Origin of the sequence: Bradyrhizobium macuxiense (assembly GCF_001542415.1) — a bacterium.
GTDB classification, from domain to species: domain Bacteria; phylum Pseudomonadota; class Alphaproteobacteria; order Rhizobiales; family Xanthobacteraceae; genus Bradyrhizobium; species Bradyrhizobium macuxiense.
In genome coordinates, this window is the sequence record NZ_LNCU01000070.1 from 1 (window position 1) to 26,990 (window position 26,990).

The window sequence follows — 26,990 nt, forward strand, 5'->3', positions numbered from 1 at the left end:
CAGCTGCCCGCCGATCACGGCGGTGACGTATTCGGCCATGGTGCCTTCGCCTGCTTCGGTCTTGCTGGTCATCGCATCTGTTCCTTACGCAGCGTTCCGCAGCTCGACGGTCTGCTCCTTCAGCGCCGCGATCAGCCCGGGACGGTCGAACTTGGCGACATAGTCGTGGAAGCCGGCCTGCCGGCCGCGCTCGATCGCCGCCGGCGACACCATCGCCGACAGCGCGATGATCGGCAGCCCGGTCAGGTTGCTGTCGCCGCGGATCACCTCGGCGAACTCGAAGCCGTTCATCTCGGGCATCTCGATGTCGGTCAGCACGACGTCGAAGGCCTGCCCCGAGCGCAGCACCGCGAGCCCCTCCTGCGCGGTCGGCGCGGTCCGCACCCGGTAGCCGGCGGCCTTCAGCACCGGCGCCAGCATGTTGCGGAAGAAGGCGCTGTCGTCCACGAGGAGCACGGACTGCGCATTGGCCGACGGCCGCATCTCCTTGCGCGAGAACCAGTCGGCAAACGCCATCGGCAGGAAGTGGCCGACGTCGATCACCTCGGTGGCCTGGCCCTTGATCACCGCCGAGCCCAGAATGCCGTCCTGCGAGCCCGCGACCTCAATGTTGAGCCGCTCCTCGACGATGTCGATGATCTCGTCGACCACGAGCCCCATCGAGCGGCCGTCGTCGGCGAACACCAGGATCGGCTGCGCGCCTTGCGTCTGCACCTCGACGCCAGCCATCTGCACCAGCGGCATCAGCTGCTCGCGGTACTGCACCATGTAGCGGCCGTTCGAGAGCTCGATCTTGTCGGTGGCGATCTCTTCCAGCCGGGTGACGAGGCCGAGCGGCACCGCCTTGGGCTGCGAGGTGCCGGCGCGGAACACCAGGAGCGAGGTCAGCTGCTCGCCGCTGGCGGCGTGCGCGGCGGCGCTGTCGTCGGCCATGTCATGGGCCGAGGCGCCGGAGGCGCCCAAGGCTTTGGCAATGCCGTTGGGGTCGATGATCATGATGACGGCGCCATCGCCCAGAATGGTGTTGCCGGAGAACATGTCGATGTGGCGCAGCTTGGTCGACATCGGCTTGACCACGATCTCCTCGGTGTGGAACACGCCGTCGACCACGATGCCGAAGGTCTGGCTGCCGACCTGCGTCACCACGATGAAGCCGTTCTCGGCCTCCGCGGTCGCGCCGTCGTCGATCTTCAGGAGCTTCTTGAGATGGATCAGCGGCAACAGCTTGTTGCGCAGCCTTAAGACCGCGGTGTCCTTGATGCGCTCGATGCGGTGCTCGGAGTTGGCGCGGGCCCGCACCAGCTCGACGACGGACAGTTGCGGGATCGCGAAGCGGTCGCCGCCGGCTTCCACGATCAGGGCGGAGACGATCGCAAGCGTCAGCGGGATCTTGATGGTGACGGAGGCGCCCTCGCCGGCCACGCTCTTGATGTCGATGGTGCCGCCGATCTGGTCGATATTGGTGCGCACCACGTCCATGCCGACGCCGCGGCCGGACACCGAGGTGACCTGGGCCGCCGTCGAGAAGCCCGGCGCGAAGATGAACTTGTGGATCTGGGCTTCGGTCATCTTCTCCAGTTCGGTCTCGGTGACGAGACCGCTCGAGAGTGCCTTGGCCTTGATCCGCTCGGTGTTGAGGCCGCGGCCATTGTCGGCGATGCAGATGATGATGTGGCCGCCCTCGTGATAGGCGCTTAGACGGATGGTGCCCTGCTCGCCCTTGCCGCTGGCTGCCCGCTCGGCCGGGGTCTCCAGCCCATGGTCGGCGGAGTTGCGCACCATGTGCGTCAACGGATCCTTGATCAGGTCGAGCACCTGGCGGTCGAGCTCGGTATCGGCGCCGTGCATTTCCAGTTCAATCTGCTTGCCGAGCTCGCCGGAGAGGTCGCGGACGATGCGCGGCAGCTTCTGCCAGGCATTGCCGATCGGCTGCATGCGCGTCTTCATGACGCCCTCCTGCAGCTCGGCGGTGACGTTGGAGAGCCGCTGCAGCGGCACCTTGAACTCGGTGTCCTCGTTGCGCCTGCTGATCTCGAGCAGCTGGTTGCGGGTCAGCACCAGCTCGGAGACCATCGTCATCAGGTGTTCGAGGGTGTCGACGTTGACCCGGATCGACTGGTTGGCGATCTTGTCGCCGCCCTCGGCCTCACCTTCCGCGGCGGCGGTCTTGCGGGCCGGCTTCCTGGCGGGCTCGGCGGCGTCAGCCGCGGGTGCTGCGGCTACAGGCTTGGCGACCGGCGCCGGCGCGACCACTTCGGTGGCGGTCTCGCGGAAGGCGCGCTCGAGCTCGTCGAGCGAGACCTCGCCCGGACGCAACGGGCGCTCCAGCGTCTGCGCCACCAGCGTGCCCTCGGCCATCGCCGGCTGCACTGACGGCGCCTCGACGACGGGCACGGATGCTTCATCAGCAGAAGTCTCGCCGGCGGCCATCATGGCCATGCCGTGTTCGACCATGGCTTCCAATCGATCGATCAGGTCGCGGTCATTGCCTTCGGGCTCGGCTTCGGTGGCCTCTAGCCCCGCCAAAATCTCCTTGATGCGGTCGATCGAGGACAGGATCAGCGTCACGGCCTCCGCCGTCACCGGCATGCCGTCGCGGAACTTGCCCATCAACGTCTCGCCGGCATGCGCCAAGGCTTCCAGCCGCGGCAGCCCGAGGAAGCCGCAGGTCCCCTTGATCGTGTGCACCAGGCGGAAAATGTTATCCAGGATCTTCGCGTTGTTCGGATCCTGCTCGAACTGCACCAGCTGGTTGTCGACCGTGTCCAGGCTCTCGCTGCTCTCCGTCAGGAACTCGCGCAACAGATCGTCCATGAAAACCAGCCTTTGAAAACGCGGTGGCGCGCGACATCGACGCGCCTTACGAAACCGGGCCAGCTTCCCTGCAAAGCGTTTAATATTGGTTGAGTAATTGCAAAAGAACGGGATCAACAAGGAGATAAGGCCGCGCGATTGAACGCGCGGCCCCTGGTAACCGTTGATTAACAGAGTGGCGGCGGCCGCGTTCAGGACGCGACGATAAGCACCTTGTCGCAGTCGAGCGTGAGCGTCACCTTGAGTCCGCAGGCCTCCGCCAGCAGCCGCGTGTAATGCGGCTGCACCGCATGCGCATCGACCGTGTTCGACGACGTTGCGTTGAGGAGATCGACGATGTTCTGCGGCACGCGGGCATTGAGACCGGCGGACGTGATGCGGAAGCTGATCGCCTCGCCCTCACCAACCGGATCCACGGTGAGCGTGCCGCCGCGTGGAATCGTCTGCTGTGCGATCACAAGCATGTTCAGCAGCAGCTTGACCCGGTTCTTGGGCAGCAACAGCCGCGGCAAATTCCACGTCAGCGTGACCTTACCGTCCTCGATATGCCCCTTCGCCATATTCTGGGCATCGCCGAGGTCGATCTGGGCGCCGGAGGAACCGGCCGCGCCGAACGCCAATCGGCAGAACTGCAGCCGTGCCGACGCGGTTTTTGCGCTCTTGCGGATCAGATCGAGCGCGAAATCGCGATCTTCAGGTTTGGGATTGTCGTCGAGGACCTCAAGCCCATTGACGATCGCGCCAACGGGACTGATGAGATCGTGACAGACTCGCGAGCACAACAGCGCCGCAAGTTCGAGTGCATCGGGAGCGGGACCGGGAGACGAAGTGCCAGACATAGATTGTTCCTGGAAAGCCGCACACCGCGGGAGGAGTGCGAATCACGCATGCCTGTCGGCTTGATACACTGCGAAGACGCATGCTGCCAGCTTGCGGCAGGATTGATAAGGGAAAGACGAACAGGATATGAGATCCGCCCATGAATGAGGCAAAATCGCCCGCAGTCGACTGCGATAAAGCCGCCACGCTGCTCGAATCACTGACCGAGTTGGTGATCCGGGCCGGCGACGCGATTCTCGCGGTCGATCGTCCCGCGATGAAGGTTACCGGCAAGGATGATGGTTCGCCGGTCACGGAGGCGGATCTCGCCGCCGACCGGATCATCGTCGAGGGGCTGGCGCGGCTGGCGCCGCGAATATCGTTGCTGTCCGAAGAGCGTGTTCATCTGGCGAAGCCACCCTACAAGGACAGTTTCTTCCTGATCGATCCACTCGACGGCACCAAGGAGTTCGTCGCCGGCCGCAACGAGTTCACGGTCAATGTAGCGCTGGTCACACACGGCGCACCGCTGCTCGGCATAGTCGGCGCACCTGCGCTCGGATTGATCTGGCGTGGCATCGTCGGCAAGGGCGCGGAGCGGCTGACGCTACGCGACAGCAAGGTTTCGCAGGCGGTCCCGATCAAGACGCGCCCGTGTCCACCGCGCGGCGCGCCGTGGACCGCCGCGGTCAGCCGATCGCATGGCGATGCACGCACCGAAGCCTTCATCGATGCGCGCGGCGGCGCCGAGCGCGCGGTGCTCGGCTCTGCGGTCAAATTCGGCCGTGTCGCCGAGGGGGCGGTTGATATCTATCCCCGCCTTTCGCCGACGTCCGAATGGGATGTCGCGGCCGGCGCTGCAGTCGTGGTCGCGGCTGGTGGAACGGTAACGGATTCGCACGGGAGCCCGCTGCATTTCGGGCTCGGCCGTGACGACTTCCTGGTGCCGGAATTCATTGCCTGGGGCGACCCGGCTGCGGCGTCCTGATCTATTGCGCCAGATTCTCTTCCAGCGCCGGCCAGCGCGCCGCAGCCTCCTTCAGGAAGTGCGCGGGATCGGCGGCGAAGGCGTCACGGCTCTTTTCCCGATTGAAAAGATAGAGCCTGTTCCCGGCAACCACCCAGAACCGCGGATTGCCCGCGCAGGTCACGCCGCGCACCAGGTCGGTCGGGTCATAACCACCAAACTGAGGACCATAGATTTCTGGATGTGCCACGAAGGAGGCGCGGTTGCCCTCGTTGCGGAAGCGCCAGACCGCACCGCCTTCGGCGGCCTCGAATTCGGCATGGCCCAAAGTCGGGGTGGCATCGGTGAAATAGGCGACGGGATCGAATCCCTCGATCGCGAGGCCGGAATAGCGGTTCGTCACCACCCGCTCGGTCGTGGTGGCTTGGGCGCCCAAGTCAGGCCAAGTGGCCGCCAAAATGCCCGCCAACAGGCCGAAAAAGGCCACTCCACGGCGCCAACCATTTCTTTCCTGCCGTTGTGCCGTCATAGTTGATACCGATAACATCCGAGTCGAGGGGACACTGGGCGCAACCTAGAGCCGTGCCTGTTGGCATCAGGTTAAGGGCAGCGCCCGGATTTCGATAGCAGGGGTTCTTAATGACTTTCGCATCACGCCTTGCCGCGGTGGCGTTCGCCGCGCTGATGTGCTGGACCGGACAGGCGTCCGCACAGCAGCCCCCGCCGCCGCAATATCCGCCGCCCCAGCGTGAACCGACCCCGTATACCTACGGGCCTGAGGAACTGGTCAACGCCGGGCACAAATTTTTCGGCAATGTTTCACGCGGACTTGCCTCGGTCATCGAGCGCGCGGTCAGCCAATGGGGGCTGCCCAACGGCTATGTACTCGGCGAGGAAGGCTCCGGCGCGTTCGTCGCGGGGCTGCGCTACGGCGAAGGCACGCTCTACACCAAGAATGCCGGCGACCTCAGGGTCTACTGGCAGGGGCCGTCGGTCGGCTTCGACTGGGGCGGCGATGGCGCGCGCACCATGACGCTGGTCTATAACCTGCCGTCCACCAATGCGATCTATCAGCGCTTCGTCGGCATCGACGGCTCGGCCTATATCGTCGGCGGTTTCGGCATGACCGCGCTGACCGCCAACAACATCGTGCTGGTACCGATTCGCTCCGGCATCGGATTGCGGCTCGGCGCCAATGTCGGCTATCTCAAATACACCCCACGCGCGACCTGGAACCCGTTCTAGTCGCCGTTTTCACGGGTGGTCGCCCCGGCCGGCTTTGGCCGCGATCTGCGATTCACGTTAACGCGGCAATGGGCTGGCCTTTGGCCGGCCTGCCGTGGCATTGTGATTAACGAATTCTTATCTGTGGAGTGACCCTTCATGATCGAACCGATCATGTACGGCGCGATCGGTTTCCTGATCTCGATGCTGTGCGGCCTGATGATCGTGCCGCTGGTGCATAACCGCGCGGTGCGGCTGACGACGCGCCGCATGGAAGCCGCCACCCCGCTCTCGATGGCCGAGATCCAGGCCGACAAGGACCAGCTCCGCGCGGAATTCGCGATGTCGGCGCGCCGGCTCGAGATGAGCGTCGACCAGCTCAAGAGCAAGACCACGAGCCAGCTCGCCGAGCTCGGCAAGAAGACCGACGCGATCAACCGCATGAAGATCGAGCTCGGCGAGAAGAACGCCGCGATCTTCGCGATGGAAGCACGCGAGAAGGCGATGAAGGATCAGCTTCGCGCCACCGAGGAGGAATTCTCCGCCAAGACCGAGCTGTTGCGCTCCGCCGAGCAGGCGCTGACCGACAAGCAGTCCGAACTCGGCAAGATCAATGCCGCGCTCAGCGACCGCTCCATGACGGCAGACAGCCGCCAGGTCGAGCTCGTCACGGTGCGGACGCAGGTGGAGGAGCTGAAGAGCCGCGTCGGCGATGCCGAGAAGGAATTCGCGGCGACCCAGGCCCGCCTCGCCCAGGAACGCAACCAGTCGGAAATCGCCACGCGCGACCTGACGGAAGCACGTGGCCGGGTCGAGAATCTCAGCCAGCGCGTCACCGATCTCGACCGGCAGCTCATCGTCCAGGTCAAGGAAGCCGAAATGCTCGGCAACCGCGTCAGCGACCTCGAGACGCGGCTCGCGACCCAGGGCAAGCTGCTCGCCGAGCGCGAATACGAGAACAGCCAGCTCAAGCAGGCCAACGCCGCCGCCGAGCGGACCGTGCAGGAGTTGCGCGAGGAGATCGCGGCGACCAGCGGCGGCAAGGCGCCGGCGCTCGAGAAGCTGCGCCAGGAGAAGGCCGCGGCCGAGGAGCAGCTGAGCGTCGCGCGCGACGAGCGCGCCAAGCTGCAACGCGACATCAACGCGATCCAGCAGCAGACCGAGAGCTCCTGGGCGACCGAGCGCATGGAGAACGCGTTGCTGCGCGAGCGCATCAACGACATCGCCGCCGAGGTCGCGAAGCTCGCGATCCAGCTCGAGGGCCCGAATTCGGCGATCGAGGCCATGCTGGCGGCCGAACCGACGGTGCCGGCCAAGACCGCCGCCAAGCCCGCCAATGGCGCCACGCCGGGCAGCGGGCTGCCCGAGGGCGGCGGCACGCTGGCCGAACGGATCCGGGCGCTGCAGTCGCACGCCTCCCGCGCCCGTCAGCAGGGGGCCTGATCGCGAGGGGGCCGGATCTCGAAGGTAGCGATCTTCGAAGGTCTTGGCTTGACACCCCTACCCCGCACTTCGTAAATCGCACCCTCTGACGAAGCGCTGTTGCGACCGGCCGCCGACCGGCGGCCTTTCGCACGTCATATCCCGGACGCATAGCTCAGCGGGAGAGCGTTCCCTTCACACGGGAGAGGTCCAAGGTTCGATCCCTTGTGCGTCCACCATTAAACCTTCAAAATCAACAATTTACAGACCAAATTCCTTTCGAATGTGCCCAGAGATAACTGGGGCACAGTCGGGGCATACATCAAATATTGGGGCCGCTTGCAAAAATTACTTTGCTTCCGTCCAGATCGACGATTGCGGCTTTTACCATTTCAGGATCCTCCGTGGCGGGACTGGATAGGTCTCTCATACCGATCGGCGTAGATTCTTCGCGAATCGGCGCCGAAGGTTATCCCGTGAAACGGATCGCAGAGACCCTCGGGGTTGCCCGCTCCAACCTGGTTGAGCGGGCGGGCGGCATGCGTCCAAAGCGCGGTCGCCAGACCCGTGCCGGGGAGGCGGAGCTTACTTCCGATATCCGCGCCTTGTGAATAGCCGCTCGAACTATGGATACCGGTGGATCGCTGCGCTCCTAAAACGCGAGCGGCGATCCGCCGGCCACGGTCCCGCCAATGCCAAGCGCGTCTATCGGCTGATGAAGAAGGCCGCTTGTTGCTGGTCCGGCATACGGGGCGCCGCGTGCCACGGGCCATGACGGAACGATCATGACGAGCCACTCCAATGAGCGGTGCTGTTCGGACGTGCTGGAGTTCCCCTGCTGGAACGCCGAGATCGCGGGCTGCCTTTGCCCTGGACAGCCGTGACTGCGAGGTCATTGGCTGGGTAGCCACGACGGCTGGGATCTCCGGCGAGATGGTCCGGGACATGATTGTGCACTGTGTCGAGCAGCGGTTCGGCGACATCCGGGCTCTACGCAAGGTGCAATGGCTGACTGACCTTAGGTCCATGTTCGCCGCCTATCGCACCCTTGAGATTCCCACGGCCTGAACCTTCGAACTGTCCTTCACGCCGGTCGTATGCGCAGCTCGGAGTTTATCCGCGATCGCGTATACCGGTGATTTATACGCGATCGCGTATGCAAAGAATTTATACGAGATCACGTATATTGACTTTTAATACGCGATCGCGTATATTTTATTCCGGAGGCGGACCATGACCCAGCAAATCGCGAGAACAGAAAAGCAGCTCGGCGCAATCCTGCGCCGAGCTCGTAAGAAAGCTGGCCTGACACAGTCCGACCTCGGGAAAAACATCCGTCTTCGGCAGGGAACTGTATCTCGGCTGGAAGGAGGGGCACCGGCTATGCAGCTTCACACCGTCATGGAGGCTTTGGCCGCGCTCGATCTCGAGCTCGTTGTTCGTCCGCGCAGCAAAGCCAGCGCTGCCGACATTGAGGATATCTTCTGATGGCCCGCTCGCGAGCCAATTCACCACTAAACGTGTTCGTGAACGGCCGTCACGCGGGGATGCTCAAGCGCGAGTCCAGTGGGGCAATCGATTTCCGGTACGATGCCAACTGGCTCGCCTGGAACTCCACGTTCCCGATTTCGCTCTCCTTGCCGCTTCGCGAGGATCGGTACATTGGCGCCCCTGTGATCAACGTCTTCGACAATCTCTTGCCCGATAGTGAGCCGATACGGAGGCGCGTCGCCGAGCGCGTCGGAGCAAATGGCACCGACGCCTACAGCATGCTTTCGGCAGTCGGCCACGACTGTGTCGGGGCGCTCCAATTCTTGCCGGAGGGCATCAACCCAGGACCAACGGGAAAGATCGACGGGAAACCGGTCAGCGACAAGGAAATTACGGACATCATTCAAAACCTCGCCGCTGCGCCACTTGGCATGGGCGAAGACGACGATTTTCGTATCTCGCTTGCCGGCGCTCAGGAAAAGACAGCTCTACTGCGCCTCGATAGCAAATGGTACAAGCCGTCCGGAACAACTGCGACCACCCACATTCTGAAACCACAAATTGGGCGCTTGCCTAACGGCGTCGACCTCTCAAACAGCGTCGAGAACGAGTATTTTTGTCTCAAGCTGATTGCAGCTCTTGGCGTGCCGGCCGCCAATGCCGAAATCGCGGACTTCGGCGGGCGTCGCACGCTTGTCGTTGAGCGATTTGACCGCCGCTGGACAAAAGACAAGCGTCTACTCCGGCTGCCACAAGAGGATTGCTGCCAAGCCCTATCGATTCCGCCTACGCGAAAATATCAATCGGATGGCGGTCCGGGCATGAAGGAAATTCTCGAGCTGCTTAAGGGCAGCGATGCCCCCGCTGATGATACCGCGATCTTCATGCGATCAGGTGTCGTGTTTTGGCTGATCGGTGCCACGGATGGCCATGCCAAGAACTTCAGCATCTTCCTCAACCCCGGAGGACGCTTCCGCCTCACGCCGCTTTATGATGTGCTAAGCGCGCAACCCAGTCTAGATGCAAAGCAAATTCAGCCCAAGTCGTTCAAGCTGGCCATGTCCGTCGGCAAGAGCCGCCACTACACGGTGAATGAGATCCTGCCGCGCCATTTCATCCAGACGGCCGAGATGTCGGGCATCGGCATTCCTGTCGTGCGCTCGATCTTTGATGATCTGAGCGCGACATTCGAGGCGAATTACGAGAAGGTCGCAAAAGCCTTGCCCAAAGGCTTCCCGAAAAACATCACGGAGTCGATACGGACCGCTGCTCTCCACCGCATCAAGCTCATCAACGAGTCAAACTAAGCTGGCTGACCGGGTGCCTATCCATCACGTGAGCCGGTGGGGCCGGCTAGTACCGCCACATGTTTTCTTCGCGCGAAAGGATGTCCGGCACGAAATTCGCGCCACTCAGGAAGTGCTACTGATTCGCCGTCGCTTGACGAATTAGGCCCGCGCAGCTTCGCCGGCGTCAATGGCAAGAAATCCGCCTTGACCCTGAAAGGCTTCAACGCGTCCTCGATTGCGCTGGCTATGGCGCCCATCCTGCCCCCCTCGCCACCGCCTTTAATCCCGTATTCGGTAAAGGGTGACGGCGTTACGACGTGGCCAACCCGGACATTCGGAGGCACTTCGTTGACACTGGGCAGGATATAGTCGGCGAAGTTTGCGTTCAGGAGTTGGCCATCGTCGGCGTACTTGTACTCTTCATAGATCGCTGAACCGATTCCCTGTGCCGTACCACCGCGAACATGGCCTACGAGTGTCATTGGGTTTACGATCGTGCCGCAATCATGGACGGCGACATAGTCGAGAAACTTGATCTTGCCGGTCTCAACATCAACCTCTACGACCGGCATGTGGCACATATGGCCCATGATCGGATAGAAGATGCCCAGATCCTTGCGGTCTTCCGATGGCATGGTTGTCAGCGGATGGTCGTAGGGTGAAGGAAGCATCTAGTCCCGTGTCGAATTCCGGCGTGTCCGGAAACGAGAGACGGAAGAAATGCGCGGATAGCGTGCTCACCGGTAACCGCTACCGGATCGACACGACGGCCGGATCGTTGACCCGCTTGCCGTCTTGATCGGCCTTTTCTGGTTGATCGACGCGTCGTTCGTAGTGAGCGGCCAGCTGTAACAGGCGCTTCTTGATGGTCGGGTCAGCTTGTTCAGCAAGCGCCCGCACGGTCCGCGCCCTTTCTCTGCAAAAGTCGTCGTCCATGGCGTCCCGCTGAAATCAAAGCGAGATTGTGTCAGCTAAGCGTTCGGTGCCCTTATGAAGCAGGTTACACTACCGCCACGGATTTTTTTTGCGCAATTCGCCGGCGCTTTAGAAGCAGGCGCTCCTGTCACCCGGTAGCGAACGCGACGCCAAGCCATGCGCCTTTTCGCCAAATGACGTTGCACGAGTGGGTCTTGTTCGGTGGAACTATAAGCGTGAACTGGTCAGGAAGCGACGATTTTGGATCTGCCTTCAACGCCGCACCATCCTCTGTGATGTCTCGCACGACACAGCATAGTGATAGGCCGCCAGCCCTGATCATGGCATTGTCTAGCGATGGATTGCGCACAGCACTTCGCCTGTCTGGAAACGCAATCATCTCCTAACCCATCATTATCTGATGAAAATCTGATCGATGCTGCGCGAGAAAGATTGCATTTCTACTAACGATTGGAGTGCACCGCACGCCGCGACCTACCAGACGCCAGCTCAAAGGTGGTGACGCGGCTTCACGCTGTACGCCGTTTGGATCGGTCTTAGCCGCGGCCTGCCGACGGTACTGAGGCGCATTTCCAAGCATAGCGATGACCAAGACTGGCCCGAGCGATGGTCGTCGCCCCACGGCCCGCATGTCGTTCCACGTCTGACGATGTGGCGCGAAAAACCGTCCCCGTAGAATAGGGACGCAAAAACCCGCCCGCGTGAATCGACGGGTTCACAATCCCGGACTGGCGTTAGCCGACCCGCAGATTTTCTGCGGAGGTCTTGCCGCGGTTTTCCCTCTCTTCGTAGCTTACTTTTGCGCCCTCATTCAGGCTGCTCAGTCCGGCTTTTTCGACGGCCGAAATATGTACGAAGACATCCTTGCCACCGTTGTCCGGTTGAATGAATCCATAACCCTTCGTCGGGTTAAACCACTTCACAGTACCCGTCGTCACAGATAGAACTCCTTTGAGCCAATGGTGGCAGCCTAAGTTGATAGGGCTGTGCCCCGCAAGGACAAATCAGCGCCGACCGTGCAGTTTCGATGTTGCTGGGAACTTTGATGTCCTGGCTCAGGAATGAACGTCCGGCCGCTCTGAAGCTGTGCGCAGATGGTCGAAATTGGACCAATGCCAAAGCAAGGAAGCCCCATGAAGCCGCTGATCGGAGTTATCGCAGTGCTCTTTACGACCAGCGCGTTCGCGCAAACTGCTCCACCGAGAGCGGCTAAAAGGCCAGTCCAGGCAAGGCCGCAGGGCACCGATCGGTTGCAAATTAGTTGGCATGGTCAGAGGCACCAATCTCTGGGCAGGTGACTGCGCGGCCGCGGCCGCAGCTGCTGCGCCAGAAACTCCGCCTCCGCCATCCCCGGCTGCACCGCCCCCCAGCGGCATCGGCACACCTGCAGAGAAGCAGTAATAGGCTCGGGCGACAGGAGCCAGTCGATCGTCTCATCGTCCGCCAGCTCACGCTCGGCTCGCAGCCAGAAATCTAAGTCGCAGCCCGGAGGGCGGCTGTAACAGCCAATGACGCGCAGCAGCTGTAGCGGGAGGTAGTGCACGGGTTCAAGCGCTGGCACGGTAACGGGCCTGCTCGTGTGGGAATACCTCGCCGGCCCGGGGAAGCTCGTCGAGCGCCGTACGTGCAGATCGATTAGTCTTGCGCTCTTTGGCTTGCGTCTCGGCCGCGCCGGACCAACGACTGCCGAGGGGATCGGCCCCCTCATTTTGGGTCTTTGTGGGCGGCACAACGGCTGCTGAGCGTCCCGGCGACCGGACCGCCGGTCTCCTTGTCGTTCCGCATATTTGCTCCAGCCTTTCTCTTTCAACCTGCTGCTGGGATCAGGTTTTCCGCTGTTGGCTGTCCCTGGGCTGGAGACTCAATCCTTTCCGCGCCGCAGCGCGCCTTCGAGCTACGCCTTTTTCGCGGACCTTTTGTTCGAGCGTCTCGATCTACTCCCCAAGGCCGAGGGCTGCGTCGTCATGCTTTTCGCGCGCGGCATCCAGCACGCGCTGGGCGTTGCCAACAGCCTCCTGCTACTGCTCGCGCGCCTTCTCACGGGCGGCCTCTTCGCGCGCGCTTGCGTCTCGCTGCGCCTGCTGCCTCTCCTAGGCGAGCGCGGCCTTACCGCTCTCCCGATGACCGCCTCGGGCAAAGTGCAACGCGTTCTTCGCCGAGATCGAGCGAAGCAGGAGCTAACCTTCGCTTCAGTAAAGGTCTAGCGAACGCCGAGTCCGCGCTTGAAGGTTCCCGCGCCGGTCGAACCAGCCAGCCGGCCGACGCCAATTGGCTGCACAAGCTGGTGGAATATCCATGCCGTTCCATCCCGGCCTCAATGCGACTGATCGAGTGTACTGACATCGGCATAAATGTCCTGTCGGGTTTAAAACACAGCACACAAAAAGCGCGAGATTTTTTTAAGCATAGTCAAACGCTTGGCGCGCCTAGCAGCACTGGCATGGTCATTGCTTTCGCGTTAGCAACAGCGATTTTGGGCTGAGCGGATGCAGCCGCACGAAACCATCAATGTTCAGCGCGATTCGTGCGCCCGGAAACTCATGCCTGGCGCGAAGCACCACCAACGAGCCGAGTGCAGCAGTTTTCGGCAATTTCAATCTGGCGCTCACCCATTCGCGTCAGCTGAATAACGTTCTTCGACTGAGAACCCCGAAGCTTGGAAGTGCCACCATGAGCGAAGCAGCTTTGATCGATAGTATCATTCCGTGTAGCGACGTGGTCAAACGCGCCGCGCGCATCGGTTCTGAAATCAGAAATATCAAGCTCTCGGGCGATTTGCCGAGCCACACGATTGCTGCGATCAACAGCTTGCTACTCGTCCACAAGGTGATCTTCTTCCGCGATCAGGAACAACTCGATGACGCGGAGCAGGAACGCTTTGCTATTCGTTTGGGAAAGCTTGTACCGCATCCGACGCTCGGTACCACAGAGGGAACGACGTCAATCATCGAGCTCGATTCAGCCCGCGGAGGTAGCCGAGCTGATGTGTGGCACGCCGATGGGACGTTCACCGCTGCCTATCCCAAAATTTCGGTGCTGCGAGCCATTGTGATCCCACCTTTTGGCGGCGATACGGTCTGGTCGAACACCGCAGCTGCTTACCTGGATCTGCCGCTGCCGCTGCAACGGCTTGCCGATGAACTCTGGGCAATCCACACCAACGCCTTCGATTACGCCGGAACGGCTCGTGTCCGCGAAGTCGACAAGAAGCATTTTGATGAGGTCTTTACCAGAACCATCTTTGAGACCGAGCATCCCGTCGTGCGCGTCCTTCCCGAGACCGGCGAGCGCGCGCTGGTGCTCGGCGATGTGGTGCAGCGCTTCGTTGACATCCCTAAGCGTGACGGCCAGCAGCTGTTCGATCTATTCCAGTCCCATATCACGGTACCGGAAAACACCGTGCGCTGGAACTGGAAGGAGGGCGATGTCGCGATCTGGGACAACCGCGCGACACAGCATTATGCGGTCAATGATTACGGCGACCAGCATCGCGTCATGCGTCGTGCCACGATCGATGGTGATGTGCCCGTAAGCGTCGACGGCCGGACCAGTGTGACGCGCCTCAAGGTCACCAAGCAGCCGCTCATGGAGGCCACCTAACCCCACTCGAATCCACGGAAAGTTCACCCGCGCAGATTCTACCTTGGCGCACGTTCGCTGCTTTCTAAATCCGCTGATCAAGCGGTCCGCACGGCGAAGCAAGATTCTACCTCAATCGCCGCCGCTCCCCGTCAGCCGCCTTGGACTAGCCAGCTTGGAACGGACTAAATTCCGCCGTGCCGGCGGAGCTTGGCGGCGCAGGAGCCCTTTTCGGAGTGGGAGTTTGGTCTGCCCAAGCTCAAGCAAGATCCGGTGCCATCAGCCGACGTGTGAACGTCGACCACCGGGAGGGGTCGTCTATCAGGACGATTCTGCTCTGCTCCATTGCGACACGCTTTCGCTCGCCGACGCCGATAAGGCTCCATAGATCCCCTCAGGCCGATCGTGGCGGGCAGGCCGAGTCTGGCACGCGCTCCAACTTGCCCTGAAAGGCGAGCCCCAGCCATGTCTTTCGCAATAGAAGAACGGAGTACGCGATTGTCCGACGACAAACCAAATATCGATCCGTATCCGCTCAGCCCTTATGTCGCCTGGGCGGGCAACCGCAATAAGGACGCGATCCTGAAATCGTTCGAAGAGCTCTTTCCTACGAAGGGTGACGCGCTCGAATTAGCGACGGGTGCAGGATTACATATCAACTACCTCGCGCCGCATTTTCCGAACGTACGATTTCAGCCTTCCGATTACAATCAAGACGTTTTCGAGACCATCAAATCGAAGCGCCTCGAAGGCGATAACAATAACATTTCTGATCCCATTCTGATCGATCTCACGGTCTCGTCAACCTGGCCGAATGCCGATGAGCAGCTCTACGACGTCATCTTCGTCATCAACATCTTCCATGTTGCCTCCCTCTCGATCGCCGCGGGCATTGCTGCGCTTGGCGCAAAGCTCCTGAAACCATCCGGCTTCATCGCAATCTATGGTCCCTTTAAGCTTGACGGGAAATACACCTCGCCGTCGAACGAGGCATTCGACAGGGAGATCCGAGCGGCCGGCGTGCCCGAATGGGGTCTCAAAGACGTGCGGGATATTGAAAGGGAGACCCGGAGGCATGGGCTAGCGCTCAAGCGGCAATTGGATTTGCCGGCCAGCAATTTCATTCTGCTCTTCGGTAGATCCTGAGCGGCGGCTCAGCCTCTTCAGTGTATGGTGCGGCGAGTTCCGCCATTTGGTACTCGTGGCGCCTTCCAGACCTACCGAACGCCAGACGCTTGGCTATGAGTGACTACCGGCTTAGAGTTCGCGATGAGCACAGGGCGTGCAAGGCTCGGGCGTGCCAATCGTGCCGACCAGGTTCACTACCCATGTGGCACGCTTCATTGGCAAGGGCCACCCAGCAGCTGTCCGGATCGGTTCAGAAAATCGCGGCGCCTTGGCGCAAGGCCTGAACGAGTGCGCCGCATGTTCCGGCAGACGGCAATTGACAGATGCTAGTGGCTTTCGATGACTCCACGGCCCATCAAGTCCTCGACCACAGCTTCCGCTAGTTGCTCCGGCGTCTTATCTGTTGTCCTGAGATGAATTTCGGGCGTTAGCGGTTTTTCGTAAGGCGCATCGATGCCGGTGACGTTCTTGATCTGTCCAGACCTCGCCTTGGAATAGAGACCCTTGGGATCGCGCCGCGTGCATTCTTCGATCGGCGTGTCAACAAAGATCTCGAGGAACTCCTCCTTAGCGACAAGATTGCGCACCATGTTTCGCTGGGTCGCGTAGGGCGAGATGAACGAGCAAATCACGATCAGACCGCTGTCCGCCATCAATTTGGCGACTTCACCGACCCGTCGAATATTTTCGACACGGTCGGGCTCCCTGAAGCCGAGATCCGCGCTTAGTCCGTGCCGCACGTTGTCGCCATCCAGCAGCATGGTGTGGTATGCCATAGTAGCTTTTGGTCGACGATGTTAGCGATTGTCGACTTTCCCGAGCCGGATAGGCCCGTAAACCAGATGATACAAGCCTTTTGATTCTTGAGTGCGGCCCGCTCATTCCTGCTCACTGAAAGGGGATGCCAAGCGATATTGGTGGCTCGCCGCAGGGGATATGCGATCATCCCGGCGCCGATCGTCCGATTCGTATATCGGTCGATGACGATGAACGATCCGGTCTCGCGAATGATCTCGTAAGGATCGAACGCCATCGGAAGCGCCGTCGAAATATGGCAGAAGCCGATCTCGTTCAAGGCAAGCGCTTTAGCTGGGAGATGCTCACGGCTGTTGACGTCGATCCGATGCTTGATTGCCGTTACGTTTGCTGCGGCAACAGTCTGCGTTCCAATGCGCAGGATGTAATTGCGTTCGGCAACGAGCGGGTCCTCGTCCATCCAGATCAGATGCGCGGCGAACTGGTCGGAGACCTGTGGCTGCTCGGTCGGGCGCGACAGGAGAGCGCCACGGCTGATATCGATCTCGTCTTCGAGCGAAATGGTGATGGCATGGCCCGCCTCAGCGCGGACGAGGTCGCCGTCATGGGTCACGATCTTCTTGATGCGTGTGGTTTGTCCAGATGTTGCGACAACGACCTCGTCCCCCGCCGAGATACTCCCGGTAACTACCGACCCGGCGTAGCCCCGGAAGTCCAAGTTGGGCCGGTTCACCCATTGGACCGGAAAGCGGAAAGGCTGCATGAGGGCGTTAGACTGAATATCGATCCTCTCCAAGTAATCGAGCACGCAGGGACCCTCATACCACTGAATGTTGCCAGAGCGGCTGGCGACGTTGTCGCCGTAGCGGGCGGAGATCGGAATCGGAACGATCGAGGTAAAGCGAAGGCCAGCAGCAAAGGCGATATAGTCCTCGACAATCCGGTCGAAAATCTCCCTCTTGTACTTGATGAGGTCGATCTTGTTCACAGCCAGCACGATATTGCTGATACCGAGCAGCGAACAAATGAAAGAGTGACGCTTTGTCTGCACCAGCACACCCTTGCGGGCGTCGACTAGGATGATGGCGAGCTGGGCGTTCGAGGCACCGGTTGCCATGTTACGGGTGTATTGCTCGTGGCCAGGTGTGTCGAGCACCATGAACGAGCGGCGCGGCGTGGCAAAGAAGCGATGGGCCACATCGATCGTGATGCCCTGCTCTCGTTCTGCCTCGAGCCCGTCGACTAGCAATGCAAAATCAACGCGTTCGTGCCGTGCTTGGCGCTATCGTGTGCCAGCGCCGACAGCTGATCCTCGTAAATCATTTTGCTGTCATGCAGCAGCCGGCCAATCAGCGTCGATTTTCCGTCGTCCACCGAACCGCAAGTGATGAAGCGGAGCTGGTCCTTTGTTCTGGCCTGGACAAGTTCAACAGCCGCTTTGGAGGCCATCAGAAGTAACCTTCCCGCTTCTTCTTCTCCATCGAAGCGGCTTCATCGTTATCAATCAAGCGTCCCTGGCGCTCAGATACCGTCGCAGTCTGCATCTCAACGACGATATCCTCGATCGTGGCCGCGTTGGAGTTGATGGCCCCGCTCAATGGATAGCATCCTAGCGTTCGAAAACGAATCATCCGCATCTGCGGCGTCTCGTCAGACTTGAGCGGCAGTCGCTTGTCGTCGACCATAATGGTTGCGCTGTTCCGGAGGACCACAGACCTCTGCTTTGCAAGGTAGAGTGGAACGACCGGGATCTCCTCGAGCATGATGTATTCCCAGACATCGAGCTCGCTCCAGTTCGACATAGCGGACACGCGCATGGTTTCGCCTTCGCGGATTCGCGTATTGAACAGATTCCATAGCTCCGGCCGCTGGTCCCGCGGATCCCACACATGTCCGGCCGAACGGAAGGAGAGGATCCGTTCTTTCGCACGGCTCTTTTCCTCGTCACGTCGTGCCCCGCCGAAGGCGGCATCGAACCGATAGAGGTCGAGCGCCTGTTTCAGAGCATCTGTCTTCATCACCTGAGTATGAAGGACTGAACCAGACTCGACTGGATTGATCCCGCGCTCGACGCCTTCCTTGTTCACGTGAACGATCAGGTCTACGTCGAGCCGCTTGGCTATTTCATCCCGGAAGCTGATCATCTCGCGGAACTTCCACGTCGTGTCGACGTGAAGCAAGGGAAAGGGCAACTTGGCCGGGAAGAACGCCTTCATTGCAATGTGCAGCATGACGCTTGAATCTTTTCCGATCGAATAGAGCATGACCGGCCTTCGAAACTCGGCGACGACCTCACGCATTATCGCGATCGATTCAGCTTCGAGGCGGCGCAGATGTTTGGGTAACATTTGGTTGTTCTTCGGTGCGGATTTTGTTTGAGTTCGTCACGAGCCGTTTGATCGGCGAAGTGACCGTTACGGTTTGAGGTTTGCCATGGCTTGTAAACGAACCAGACGCCTGCCGAGATCAGCACCGCATGAAAATGCGGCCAGCCCACAAGGATTGGCAGCAGCGTTCTGGCGGATGGCTCGACAAGCAGCTTGTAAGTGTCGCTCCCTCAAAGATAACGCTCGCGATTAATTGATGCATCGACGCTCTAGCAAAGGAAGATTCCGAAAGGTGCGGCACCTTGGCTGGCTCAGGTTGATGCCGCGTTCTCTTTCGCAACCCTCAACGCCTGCTCCAACTGCGCCGCCATGGAGTTCATCAAGCGCAAATGCTCTTCCGTCTTCTCAGCCAGCCGTTGCGCCTCGGAAACTGAGGAGCTCTCTCCAGCTTGCTGACCAACGCCATTTGGCTCACGCGCGTGAGTGGAGACGCCGAACGACGCGCCTCCCGTACCGCCGCGCAAATCCCAGCAGGTTCGAAACAGTTGACGATACGCCTCGGTTACTGCCGGGCCCCGATCAATAGTCCCGACTTGCTGTGCGTAGCGAAGATCCTGCTCATAGCCGAGCCCTATCAAGAGCTCGGTGCCGATCAGATCGGTTACCACCTGCATCTCTTCGGTGCTCAATGCGGTTCGCCAAGCCTGGACTGAGCGATCATCGATTGCCTTTTTCTCGAGGATCTTTCGATCCCCAAAGGCACTTGACCGAAAAATGTCGGCTTGCTCCACTGTGGCCGATGCCACGTCCGCAGGATCATGGCCTAGTCCAGCGATAACAAGCCGGATTTCCTCGTCGGGGCGCATCACCAGGAGCTCGTACTGCACCACTTGCGTCTGGCGGCGGCCACGCAGCGCAGCGAGCGTCGGCAGGCCCAGAACGAGATCAGCCAGGCAAGATACGGCAGCAGGCGTAGGCAAGCCCCGCGCGAGTTCGGTAAGACAGGATGCGATCGCAGACGGGCAGCTTGCGGATAGGAGCGGAATGTCCCACGTCGATTTCAGTGATGCAGCAATCGCGTAGGGATTACGTATTATGAGGATTCGCGGCGCTTCCGGGTAAAGCGAGTCTAAGAAATCGAGCACCATCCAATAGCGCGGAGTCTTGTCTATAAAGATGCGCTTGCCCGCAACCGCCAAATATTGGCCATAAGCCGCATCGGCAAGAGCTCGGCTAACGACGGCGCGATCTATCCGGTCCAGGAATTCGGAAGTACCGGCCCCGACCAGTGAGCTTCCCGCTGGGTGACGATGGTCCACCGTACCAAATGCCTCAAGTGCCAGTATCAGCCAAGGCTCAGGCGGGGACATAATATCTGGATGTCGCTGGAGCAGATGCGCCAGCAGCGTCGTCCCCGACCGAGGGAGGCCAAGAAGAAAGCCGACCGCAGGCGAATGGCTAAGATCCCTACTCATGATAAAAGGCCCCTTTGCCTGCACGAGTGATCAGCGATCCAAGGGACGTCACTCGAAGAAATGCGGCAGCGCCGTTCCTCCCGCCAATGGTCGCATGAAAAGCGCTTCACCCACACCTTGTGGCCGCACAATGAAATTCGATCCACTTGCTCACTGAAACCTTCGACGCGGCGGTCGGCGCTCCAGATCACACGTGAAGTTGAGGGGCGACTCAACTTGTACGAAGATAGGCGACCAATATAGAAAGGCTTGCGGATACTATACGAAGGTTTGCCGAAGCATACGTGATTAGCATTATAGGTGCACTTTCCGGTCGCCTTACGAGCCGATCGAGCCGCGGGGTTGAATGTCCTAACGAAGCAGCCGTCACGCAGAGGCACTTACTTGGGTTGCGCGCCAACCAATCAAACACTGACGCAAGGGTAATGGTCAAAGTCCGCCCTAACAACAACTACGATTGCGCCGCGAATGCAGCCACGAAAGCCGTCGAGCCGGTCCGCTTTCGCCGCAGTCACCATTTCTTTTCTAACAGGTCCTTCAGCGCCGCATACTCCAGCATGGCGTCGGCCAGCAGCCGCCTCAACCGCGTGTTCTCATCCTCCAGCCTCTTCAACTGCTTGGCTTCTGATATCTCCATCCCATTGAACTTCGCCTTCCATTTGTAAATGCAGGCATCGCTTACGCCGTGCTTGCGGCACAGATCAGCGACCGAAGCGCCGGCCTCGTGCTCCCTCAAAATCTCGAGGATCTGCTCTTGCGAAAAGCGGCTGCACTTCATGTTCTGGTGCTGTCTTGGGCCAGGACGAACCTCATACCGGGTCAAGCCCGCGTAAGGTCAGGTACCTTCTTTCCAGCGCGCTGGTCCTCGGATTGATAATCCGAGTACAGGTGAAATCATCAGCCTCTCCGCTGTAGACGCCAGCAATATGGTTTAGGTCGCCGTCGAGTTCGTAAGTCACACTCTGCTGTATCGGCAGGACAAATGACGAGAGAATGGCTTCCAGTCCAAAGTCTCCTCCCTGATTAGGAACTGCCGATAAGTCAGCGAAATTGGACCAGACGCTGGCAAGGAGCGCGGCTTGGTCACCCTCATACCCTGTAGTTGCATCCAGCCGCGGGTCTGGCGCGTGGCCGCGCGGCGGGTTCCTAACGCTTGACATTGAGATCCTTAGACGGTCCGCTCCACGGAGATCATGACGGACGCAAAGGTTAGCGGCTGCGTCACCTCTCGTCCCAAGCGAAAGCGATCAGCCAATCTGCTTAAATCTGGTCGGTCCTGCTCAGCCGGATGAAGGTCGCCAACGGTCTCCGGCAGGCCATCGCGTGTGAATACTGAGCCGATCGGCGGCTCCACAATATTCCCCAACGAGGCCACTCATCCTACTGAGCCTAAGACTTGGGACATTCGTACTCTTTTGTTGCTCGTTAGCCGCCGGTTCAAGAGCCTACAACCTGACGCTACGTGCGTTTCAACCCTTTCGAGACCTCTCGCACACATATTTCTAGATTCGCTTGTCACGTGAGGGGGGCGGACAGCTTCCTGACGCCCTAACATTGCCGAAAGTCCAGACCGGCTGGCGAGTTCCTTCATCTTGCCTTGCAAGATTGTCCTGGATGCCGGTACCCGTGAGCGCGATCTTTGGGTGTGGAGGCAGCATCACCTGAGCCTCGACACGGCACATCACGGCGAGAAGTCTCGCGAAGATCATAGCGGCACACCGCCGACGGGGCAGTAGGCGGACCGGCCCCTATACAGTCTAGGCCCGTTTGATTGTGCGCCGAGTTAAGCGGTTTCATTCATGTACGTCGGAACCTATGGTTTCGGCTACAGGCGATGGCATCCAAGTGGGCGCAAGGTTGAGCTACATCAACGGTGTCGATCTCCCTATATGCGACGATCGGTCCGTCGCTTATCAAGCAATCCGAACCGCATGCGTCCAGCATTCACCTCATGGCTTCGCCGGCTGACCCTATCGGGATGGCGGGACATCGCATCGGCGCCGTTCGACTGCGCGATCGAACTTGCCGTGATCGATGACAAACGACATCCGCTGGGCTTCCCCTGCGTTCGGCGCGCGGAGGGCTGGTTCGATTTGGGCACGATGCAACCCGTGGCGACGGCGCCGACACACTGGCGTTACTGGCAGCCAGACGTGCCGCCGATGAGCTGCTGCTGACCGTCGTGCGGCTTGCTTCCATCAGCAGGTTGGTCTCCGTCCTGATCCTGGGGCAGCGAGCCGCACGAAGACGGACCGACGCGACACTGGTGCTGGCGCTCGCCGGTACAGCGCTGACCATCGCATCTGCGGTTTCACTGGTGTATTTTCACTACTTGGACCGGCCGTAATCGCTGACTGGCTCGTCATCGGCGATGGCGCGCCAGGCTGCGCCGTCAAGGTCGTCATACTGTCCGCTCTTCAGCGACCAGAGGAAGCCGAGCAGGCCGACAAAGCCAAGCGCGAGCGCCAGCGGCACCAGAATGACCAGAGCTTCCATCAGACCGCCTCCCCGGCTCGCGCCCTCAACGCGTTGAGCATCACGATGACCGACGAACCCGACATGGCCGCTGCGGCGATGAGCGGGGTGACCAGGCCGGCGACCGCGATCGGCACGGCCAGCACGTTGTAGACCACGGCTAGCCATAGATTTTGTCGCATCAGCCGCCGCGCCTTGCGCGACATCTTGACCGCGGCCAGCACCGGAGCGAGACGCTCGCCGAGGAAAACCGCATCGGCAACCGCCTGGCTCATATGCGTGGCGGTAACGGGCGACATCGAGGCATGCGCCGCAGCCAACGCTGGCGCGTCGTTGAGACCGTCGCCGACCATCAGCACCTTGCAGCCTTGGAGCGCCAGTTCCTCGATCCGGGCAATCTTGTCGACGGGAGAGACCCCGGCACGCCATTCATGCACGCCAAGCTGCGCTGCGGCGAGCCGGACTGCGGGCTCTCGATCCCCTGACACGATCTCGACGGCAATGCCCATGCGCGCCAATCCTGCCACGACATCGGCGGCGTCCGGCCGCAGCCGCTGCCGAACCGCAAAGACGTATCTGCTCTCGCCATGGCTGAATGCGACGACCGAGGCTTCCGGATCGCGGCACAGGATCTCGTTGGCGAGGTCGGCGGCGCCGCAGAAGGACGGGCGGCCCAGGCGAATCGAGCGCCCCTCGTGCAGGCCGCAAACACCCTGCCCCGGCTCTTCCTCGATGTTCGGCAACGGCGANTCGCTCCCGCCTTGCGCGCGACTGCGGCAGCGACCGGGTGGCGGCTCGACAGCGCCAGCCGGCCCGCGAGCCTGACAACATCGTCCGGGATCTCTGCGAGGTTGGCGACATCGAGCTCGGGCAGCGTCAACGTACCCGTCTTGTCGAAAATCACACGGTCGATCTCGGCAATACGCTCGATCGCATCGCCGGCATTGAGCAGCACACCCGAACCAAACAGCGCGCCGGACCCAACGGTCTGCACCGCCGGAATGGCAAGCCCCAGCGCGCAGGGACAGGTGATGATCAGGACCGCAATCGCCGTCACGATCGAGTCATGAAAACTCGCGCCATAGGCCAGCCAGCCCAGCATCGTGAGCAATGCGGTCGCGTGTACGACTGGGGCATAGAGCCTTGATGCCCGCTCGGCGAGCCGCATATAGCGCGAGCGCGCCTGCAGTGCGTGATCGAGCAGCCGCGAAATCTCGTCGAGCAACGTACCGCCCGAGGCCGCAGACGCCCGGACACGCAACGTGCCGGACCGAACCAGCGTGCCGGCGAACACGGCGCTGCCGGGCGTGACCATTGCCGGCAAGGTTTCGCCCGTGATCAGGCTCTGGTCGACCTCCGAGCGGCCCTCGATCACATTGCCATCGACCGCGCAGCGCTCGCCGGGCCGCAGCAGCACGATGTCGCCGGGCCGGATCGCGGCTGCCGGGACGGTGCGGATCTCGGTTGGACTGATGAATTTCGTCGCGGTCTCCGCCTTCAAGGCCGCGAGATTGCCGGCAAAGGCGCGGGTGCGCCGCCGCATGTTCTGGTCGAGGTAACGGCCGGCGAGCAGGAACGCGATCAGCATGATGGCCGCATCGAAATAGGCGTGTTCGGCGTGATTGATCGTCTCGATCACCGAGGTCGCCAGCGCCAGCACGATACCGATGCTGATCGGTACATCCATGTTGACGCCGCGCGCCCGCAGCGCTGACAGCGCCGATGAGAAGAACGGTTGCGCCGAATAGGCCGCCGCCGGCAGCACGATCAGCGCCGACAGCCAATGAAAGAAGTCGCGCTGCTCCGGCAGCATGTCCGAGACATTGCCGGACCACACCGGGATCGACAGCATCATCACGTTCATCGCAGCGAAGGCGGCGACGCCCAGCCGGCGCAACAGGCCCTGCGCCCGCCGCGCTTCCAGCGTTTCGGCATCGTCCCGTTCGAACGGATAGGCCTTGTAACCGAGCTCGGCGAGCCGGCTCACGAACAGCGCCGGTTCGAGGGTGCCGGCCTTCCATTCCAGCGCCAGACGACTGTCGGTCAGGTTGACGCGGGCCGAGGTGACGTCGGGAATGTTCGAGAGGTCGCGCTCGATGTTGGCCATGCAGCCCGCGCAGTTGATGCCCTCGACCGCGAGATCGAGGTGGACGAGCCCGGCTCCGGCGTTCTTCAAATAATGCGAGAAATCGATATCCGCTTGCATGCAGGCCACCCTCAGTTCAGCAGAACGCGATTTCTGGACAGGAACATGCGGCGACCATCGGCGTCGCCTTCGATCACAAGGTCCCACTGCCCTGCAGCGACGCCGTCCACGCGGCCGCGATAGCTTCCAACGCCGGCTTCACTGACTTCGATCGCCCGGTCGGCGCGACGATCGATCGGCCGTTCGAGCCGTGCGAGGAAATTCATTCCCGTCAGGGGCGCACCGGCGTGATCGCGCACCTCGAGCAGAATCGCGGCCGCGCCGTCAGGCCGTCGATCAATGTGCGCCTGTACTTGCCAGTCACGCTCGTTTTGCTGCCGCGCCGCCACGATCTCGCGCTGATAGGCCAGGCTGGCGCTGTAGGCGCTATCGACCTCGGTGCCCGGCAGCGTCGTGATGGCAAAGCGGACCATGACCATGTTCACGCCGATGACGACGGCGAAGAACGCAATCGTTGTGACCAGGACAAAACGTCCGGTGATGGGTCGCGCGGTGCGAGTTGAGACTGCCATGTTGACGTTCCGTCGCTCATGGAAGGACGAAGTGATCGGTTGCGGAGGCGACTTCTCCGAGGCCGATGTCGGTGATCCGGAAGCTGACCGGCACCGACTTTTCCGCTTTTTCGTCGAACGGTGCGGTCACCAGCACGCGCGCTTCGGTGGTGGTGTCGCGGGCGAGGACGATCGTCGGCCGGTCCGGCGTCACGGTATCCGCGCCAATGACGTGCAGCTTCGCGCCGGCAGGACCGTCGACATCGATCGCGATCACACGTTCGAAGGCGCGCTTGTTGAGGAAGCGCAGCGTGTACCCGTTGCGGATCGCCCCGTCGCTGAGGCGCACGGCGACCGGGTTGCGGTCGTGCAGCACGTTAACGTCGAGCAGGGTCCGCGACATCAGAGCGTAGAGCATCACTGCGCAGACCGCGGCGATCATTCCGACATAGGCGACGGTGCGCGCGCGAACCGGTTTGAAGATCTCCTGCTTGCCAGCAATACGCCGCTGAACGTTGATGTCGTTGTCGTAGCCGATCAGGCCGGTCCTGCGGCTGACCTTGGTCATGACAGCGTCGCAGGCGTCGATGCACAGGCCGCACTGGATGCAGCCGAGCTGTGCGCCATCGCGGATGTCGATCCCGGTCGGACATACGGCGACGCACTGGTTGCAGTCGATACAATCGCCGGCATTTTCGCCCAGCGCACGAATGTCGAACGCCTTCTTCACGGAGCAACGCGGCTCGCCGCGATCATATTTGTAGGTGACGTTGAGCGCCCATTCGTCGGTGAGCGCCGCCTGGATCCGCGGCCACGGGCACATATAGACGCAAACCTGCTCGCGCATGTAGCCGGCCAGCAGATAGGTCGACGCGGTCAGGATCGCGATCCAGACATAGGCGATTGCCGGTGCTTGAAGCGTGGCGAGATCGCGCACCAGGGTCGGCGCGTCGGCGAAGTAGAGCACCCAGGCTCCGCCGGTCCACCACGCGATCAGAAACCAGATCGCATGCTTGAGCACGCGGCGACCGGCGCGCTTTGCCGTCATCGGCCCGGCATCGGCTTTCATCTGCGCCCGGCGGTCGCCTTCGACCAGGCGCTCGACCGCATAGAACAGGTCGGTCCAGACCGTCTGCGGGCAGAGATAACCGCACCAGATCCGGCCGCCCAGCGCGTTCATCAGGAACAAGGAGAGTGCCGCGAGCACCAGAAGGCCGGTGAAGTAGTAGATCTCCTGCGGCCACAGCTCGACGAAGAAGAAATAGAAGCGGTGGTTCGGGAAATCGATCAGCACTGCCTGATCAGGCGCGCCAAGGCCGCGATTCCAGCGCACGAAGGGCAGCAAGTAGTAGACGCCGAGGCACAGGACCATCAGCCGCCATTTGATCGAGCGAAACCGGCCGGAGACGCTCTGCGGGTATACCTTCTTGCGGGGCGCGTAGAGCGGCCCGTCTTCGTCGGTCATGAGGTCATCAGGAAACACGGGCTTGTTCATGGGCTGCTCGAATGAGGCTCTGGTCAAAGCCTACAATCCCACGCCCGGCGCGGGATTGACCTTGATCAACGATCCCGGACCAGGCCTGCGGCGGCA

23 protein-coding genes, 1 tRNA gene and 3 pseudogenes are annotated in these 26,990 nt (G+C 61.1%); 10 read left to right on the top strand and 17 right to left on the bottom strand.

Translation table 11 applies throughout. The annotated features are described in order from the left end of the window. Positions 1–84 precede the first annotated feature (84 nt). The gene (locus AS156_RS19425; protein WP_066507564.1) at positions 85–2,814 is read right to left on the bottom strand and encodes a hybrid sensor histidine kinase/response regulator; all 2,730 of its coding nucleotides are present in this window, start codon (positions 2,812–2,814) and stop codon (positions 85–87) included. A 191-nt stretch (positions 2,815–3,005) separates the two neighbouring features. Then, complete coding sequence (chpT, locus tag AS156_RS19430) at positions 3,006–3,653, bottom strand: histidine phosphotransferase ChpT (protein ID WP_066507643.1); 648 nt, start codon at positions 3,651–3,653, stop codon at positions 3,006–3,008. Between the two features lie 140 nt (positions 3,654–3,793). Here chpT and cysQ point away from each other — a divergent pair, with 140 nt between their 5' ends. Continuing rightward, on the top strand, positions 3,794–4,621 hold the full coding sequence (gene cysQ / locus AS156_RS19435) for a 3'(2'),5'-bisphosphate nucleotidase CysQ (protein WP_066507650.1): 828 nt from the start codon (positions 3,794–3,796) through the stop codon (positions 4,619–4,621). A gap of 1 nt (position 4,622) precedes the next feature. On the opposite strand, the gene AS156_RS19440 is transcribed toward cysQ, so the two are convergent. Further along, positions 4,623–5,129, bottom strand: a complete 507-nt coding sequence (locus tag AS156_RS19440; RefSeq protein ID WP_066507653.1) for a YHS domain-containing (seleno)protein — start codon at positions 5,127–5,129, stop codon at positions 4,623–4,625. A 110-nt stretch (positions 5,130–5,239) separates the two neighbouring features. Between AS156_RS19440 and AS156_RS19445 the strand changes: the two genes are divergently transcribed. The 6 genes from AS156_RS19445 to AS156_RS19475 all read left to right on the top strand — a co-directional run bounded on the left by AS156_RS19445 (position 5,240) and on the right by AS156_RS19475 (position 10,044). Further along, positions 5,240–5,845: a DUF1134 domain-containing protein gene (locus AS156_RS19445; RefSeq protein WP_066507655.1), complete on the top strand. Its 606-nt coding sequence runs from the start codon at positions 5,240–5,242 to the stop codon at positions 5,843–5,845. Between the two features lie 138 nt (positions 5,846–5,983). Beyond that, positions 5,984–7,267, top strand: a complete 1,284-nt coding sequence (locus AS156_RS19450) for a coiled-coil domain-containing protein (RefSeq protein ID WP_066507658.1) — start codon at positions 5,984–5,986, stop codon at positions 7,265–7,267. Between the two features lie 143 nt (positions 7,268–7,410). Next, positions 7,411–7,485: transfer RNA gene (locus AS156_RS19455), tRNA-Val, on the top strand. A gap of 368 nt (positions 7,486–7,853) precedes the next feature. Continuing rightward, a complete protein-coding gene (locus AS156_RS46060) occupies positions 7,854–8,021 on the top strand; it encodes an IS3 family transposase (protein WP_082747605.1) in 168 nt (55 codons plus the stop codon). A gap of 458 nt (positions 8,022–8,479) precedes the next feature. Beyond that, positions 8,480–8,734, top strand: coding sequence for a helix-turn-helix domain-containing protein (locus AS156_RS19470; protein WP_066507665.1), 255 nt, complete (start codon positions 8,480–8,482; stop codon positions 8,732–8,734). After that, on the top strand, positions 8,734–10,044 hold the full coding sequence (locus AS156_RS19475) for a type II toxin-antitoxin system HipA family toxin (RefSeq protein ID WP_066507668.1): 1,311 nt from the start codon (positions 8,734–8,736) through the stop codon (positions 10,042–10,044). Before AS156_RS19470 ends, AS156_RS19475 begins: the two co-directional genes overlap by 1 nt. Positions 10,045–10,061: 17 nt before the next feature. On the opposite strand, the gene AS156_RS19480 is transcribed toward AS156_RS19475, so the two are convergent. From AS156_RS19480 to AS156_RS46070, 5 genes are all read right to left on the bottom strand, one after another. Next, the gene (locus tag AS156_RS19480; protein ID WP_066507671.1) at positions 10,062–10,697 is read right to left on the bottom strand and encodes a molybdopterin cofactor-binding domain-containing protein; all 636 of its coding nucleotides are present in this window, start codon (positions 10,695–10,697) and stop codon (positions 10,062–10,064) included. 79 nt (positions 10,698–10,776) lie between these two features. Then, complete coding sequence (locus AS156_RS19485) at positions 10,777–10,962, bottom strand: hypothetical protein (protein ID WP_066507674.1); 186 nt, start codon at positions 10,960–10,962, stop codon at positions 10,777–10,779. A 127-nt stretch (positions 10,963–11,089) separates the two neighbouring features. Continuing rightward, positions 11,090–11,341 carry a PilZ domain-containing protein gene (locus tag AS156_RS46065; RefSeq protein ID WP_136626312.1) on the bottom strand — a complete coding sequence of 84 codons (252 nt, stop codon included), beginning with the start codon at positions 11,339–11,341 and terminating at the stop codon, positions 11,090–11,092. Positions 11,342–11,696: 355 nt separating this feature from the next. Beyond that, the gene (locus AS156_RS19490; RefSeq protein WP_066507677.1) at positions 11,697–11,900 is read right to left on the bottom strand and encodes a cold-shock protein; all 204 of its coding nucleotides are present in this window, start codon (positions 11,898–11,900) and stop codon (positions 11,697–11,699) included. Positions 11,901–12,232: 332 nt separating this feature from the next. Further along, on the bottom strand, positions 12,233–12,670 hold the full coding sequence (locus AS156_RS46070; protein WP_082747606.1) for a DUF2934 domain-containing protein: 438 nt from the start codon (positions 12,668–12,670) through the stop codon (positions 12,233–12,235). A gap of 79 nt (positions 12,671–12,749) precedes the next feature. Between AS156_RS46070 and AS156_RS42925 the strand changes: the two genes are divergently transcribed. From AS156_RS42925 to AS156_RS19510, 3 genes are all read left to right on the top strand, one after another. Continuing rightward, positions 12,750–13,166, top strand: a complete 417-nt coding sequence (locus AS156_RS42925) for a hypothetical protein (protein ID WP_160331117.1) — start codon at positions 12,750–12,752, stop codon at positions 13,164–13,166. A 466-nt stretch (positions 13,167–13,632) separates the two neighbouring features. After that, a complete protein-coding gene (locus AS156_RS19505; RefSeq protein WP_066507912.1) occupies positions 13,633–14,562 on the top strand; it encodes a TauD/TfdA dioxygenase family protein in 930 nt (309 codons plus the stop codon). 444 nt (positions 14,563–15,006) lie between these two features. Further along, positions 15,007–15,687 (top strand): DUF938 domain-containing protein, encoded by a 681-nt coding sequence (locus AS156_RS19510; RefSeq protein ID WP_066507684.1) that lies wholly within the window; start codon positions 15,007–15,009, stop codon positions 15,685–15,687. A gap of 308 nt (positions 15,688–15,995) precedes the next feature. On the opposite strand, the pseudogene cysN reads toward AS156_RS19510, so the two are convergent. The 9 genes and pseudogenes from cysN to ccoG all read right to left on the bottom strand — a co-directional run bounded on the left by cysN (position 15,996) and on the right by ccoG (position 26,894). Next, positions 15,996–17,874: pseudogene (cysN, locus tag AS156_RS19515) on the bottom strand (sulfate adenylyltransferase subunit CysN). After that, positions 17,874–18,773 (bottom strand): sulfate adenylyltransferase subunit CysD, encoded by a 900-nt coding sequence (gene cysD / locus AS156_RS19520; protein WP_066507685.1) that lies wholly within the window; start codon positions 18,771–18,773, stop codon positions 17,874–17,876. The pseudogene cysN and the gene cysD overlap by 1 nt, the downstream one beginning before the upstream one ends. A gap of 290 nt (positions 18,774–19,063) precedes the next feature. Then, positions 19,064–20,227, bottom strand: a complete 1,164-nt coding sequence (noeE, locus tag AS156_RS40915; RefSeq protein WP_082747607.1) for a nodulation protein NoeE — start codon at positions 20,225–20,227, stop codon at positions 19,064–19,066. Between the two features lie 517 nt (positions 20,228–20,744). Next, positions 20,745–21,005: pseudogene (locus tag AS156_RS19530) on the bottom strand (transposase); the annotation flags it as partial. A gap of 1,550 nt (positions 21,006–22,555) precedes the next feature. Further along, positions 22,556–22,723, bottom strand: a complete 168-nt coding sequence (gene ccoS / locus AS156_RS19545) for a cbb3-type cytochrome oxidase assembly protein CcoS (RefSeq protein ID WP_066507700.1) — start codon at positions 22,721–22,723, stop codon at positions 22,556–22,558. Continuing rightward, on the bottom strand, positions 22,723–23,451 hold a 729-nt coding region (locus tag AS156_RS44640), incomplete at its 5' end, for an HAD-IC family P-type ATPase (RefSeq protein WP_245312963.1). The genes AS156_RS44640 and ccoS, both read right to left, overlap by 1 nt. Before the next feature lies 1 nt (position 23,452). Then, positions 23,453–24,908, bottom strand: a pseudogene (locus AS156_RS19550) (heavy metal translocating P-type ATPase); the annotation flags it as partial. 11 nt (positions 24,909–24,919) lie between these two features. Beyond that, positions 24,920–25,420: a FixH family protein gene (locus AS156_RS19555; protein WP_066507702.1), complete on the bottom strand. Its 501-nt coding sequence runs from the start codon at positions 25,418–25,420 to the stop codon at positions 24,920–24,922. 16 nt (positions 25,421–25,436) lie between these two features. Beyond that, entirely contained in the window at positions 25,437–26,894 is a 1,458-nt protein-coding gene (gene ccoG / locus AS156_RS19560) for a cytochrome c oxidase accessory protein CcoG (protein WP_066507704.1), read from the bottom strand. Positions 26,895–26,990: the final 96 nt, after the last annotated feature.

Excerpts from the sequence above, each read along its gene's own strand:
- ccoS (WP_066507700.1), bottom strand. The coding sequence starts at position 22,723 with ATGGAAGCTCTGGTCATTCTGGTGCCGCTGGCGCTCGCGCTTGGCTTT.
- cysQ (WP_066507650.1), top strand. The coding sequence starts at position 3,794 with ATGAATGAGGCAAAATCGCCCGCAGTCGACTGCGATAAAGCCGCCACG.
- AS156_RS19470 (WP_066507665.1), top strand. The coding sequence starts at position 8,480 with ATGACCCAGCAAATCGCGAGAACAGAAAAGCAGCTCGGCGCAATCCTG.
- AS156_RS19475 (WP_066507668.1), top strand. The coding sequence starts at position 8,734 with ATGGCCCGCTCGCGAGCCAATTCACCACTAAACGTGTTCGTGAACGGC.
- AS156_RS19450 (WP_066507658.1), top strand. The coding sequence starts at position 5,984 with ATGATCGAACCGATCATGTACGGCGCGATCGGTTTCCTGATCTCGATG.
- AS156_RS46070 (WP_082747606.1), bottom strand. The coding sequence starts at position 12,670 with ATGAGGGGGCCGATCCCCTCGGCAGTCGTTGGTCCGGCGCGGCCGAGA.
- AS156_RS19510 (WP_066507684.1), top strand. The coding sequence starts at position 15,007 with ATGTCTTTCGCAATAGAAGAACGGAGTACGCGATTGTCCGACGACAAA.
- AS156_RS19440 (WP_066507653.1), bottom strand. The coding sequence starts at position 5,129 with ATGACGGCACAACGGCAGGAAAGAAATGGTTGGCGCCGTGGAGTGGCC.
- AS156_RS19425 (WP_066507564.1), bottom strand. The coding sequence starts at position 2,814 with ATGGACGATCTGTTGCGCGAGTTCCTGACGGAGAGCAGCGAGAGCCTG.
- AS156_RS46065 (WP_136626312.1), bottom strand. The coding sequence starts at position 11,341 with ATGATTGCGTTTCCAGACAGGCGAAGTGCTGTGCGCAATCCATCGCTA.
- ccoG (WP_066507704.1), bottom strand. The coding sequence starts at position 26,894 with ATGAACAAGCCCGTGTTTCCTGATGACCTCATGACCGACGAAGACGGG.
- AS156_RS19445 (WP_066507655.1), top strand. The coding sequence starts at position 5,240 with ATGACTTTCGCATCACGCCTTGCCGCGGTGGCGTTCGCCGCGCTGATG.
- AS156_RS19485 (WP_066507674.1), bottom strand. The coding sequence starts at position 10,962 with ATGGACGACGACTTTTGCAGAGAAAGGGCGCGGACCGTGCGGGCGCTT.
- chpT (WP_066507643.1), bottom strand. The coding sequence starts at position 3,653 with ATGTCTGGCACTTCGTCTCCCGGTCCCGCTCCCGATGCACTCGAACTT.
- AS156_RS19555 (WP_066507702.1), bottom strand. The coding sequence starts at position 25,420 with ATGGCAGTCTCAACTCGCACCGCGCGACCCATCACCGGACGTTTTGTC.
- AS156_RS19480 (WP_066507671.1), bottom strand. The coding sequence starts at position 10,697 with ATGCTTCCTTCACCCTACGACCATCCGCTGACAACCATGCCATCGGAA.
- noeE (WP_082747607.1), bottom strand. The coding sequence starts at position 20,227 with ATGAGTAGGGATCTTAGCCATTCGCCTGCGGTCGGCTTTCTTCTTGGC.
- cysD (WP_066507685.1), bottom strand. The coding sequence starts at position 18,773 with ATGTTACCCAAACATCTGCGCCGCCTCGAAGCTGAATCGATCGCGATA.
- AS156_RS19505 (WP_066507912.1), top strand. The coding sequence starts at position 13,633 with ATGAGCGAAGCAGCTTTGATCGATAGTATCATTCCGTGTAGCGACGTG.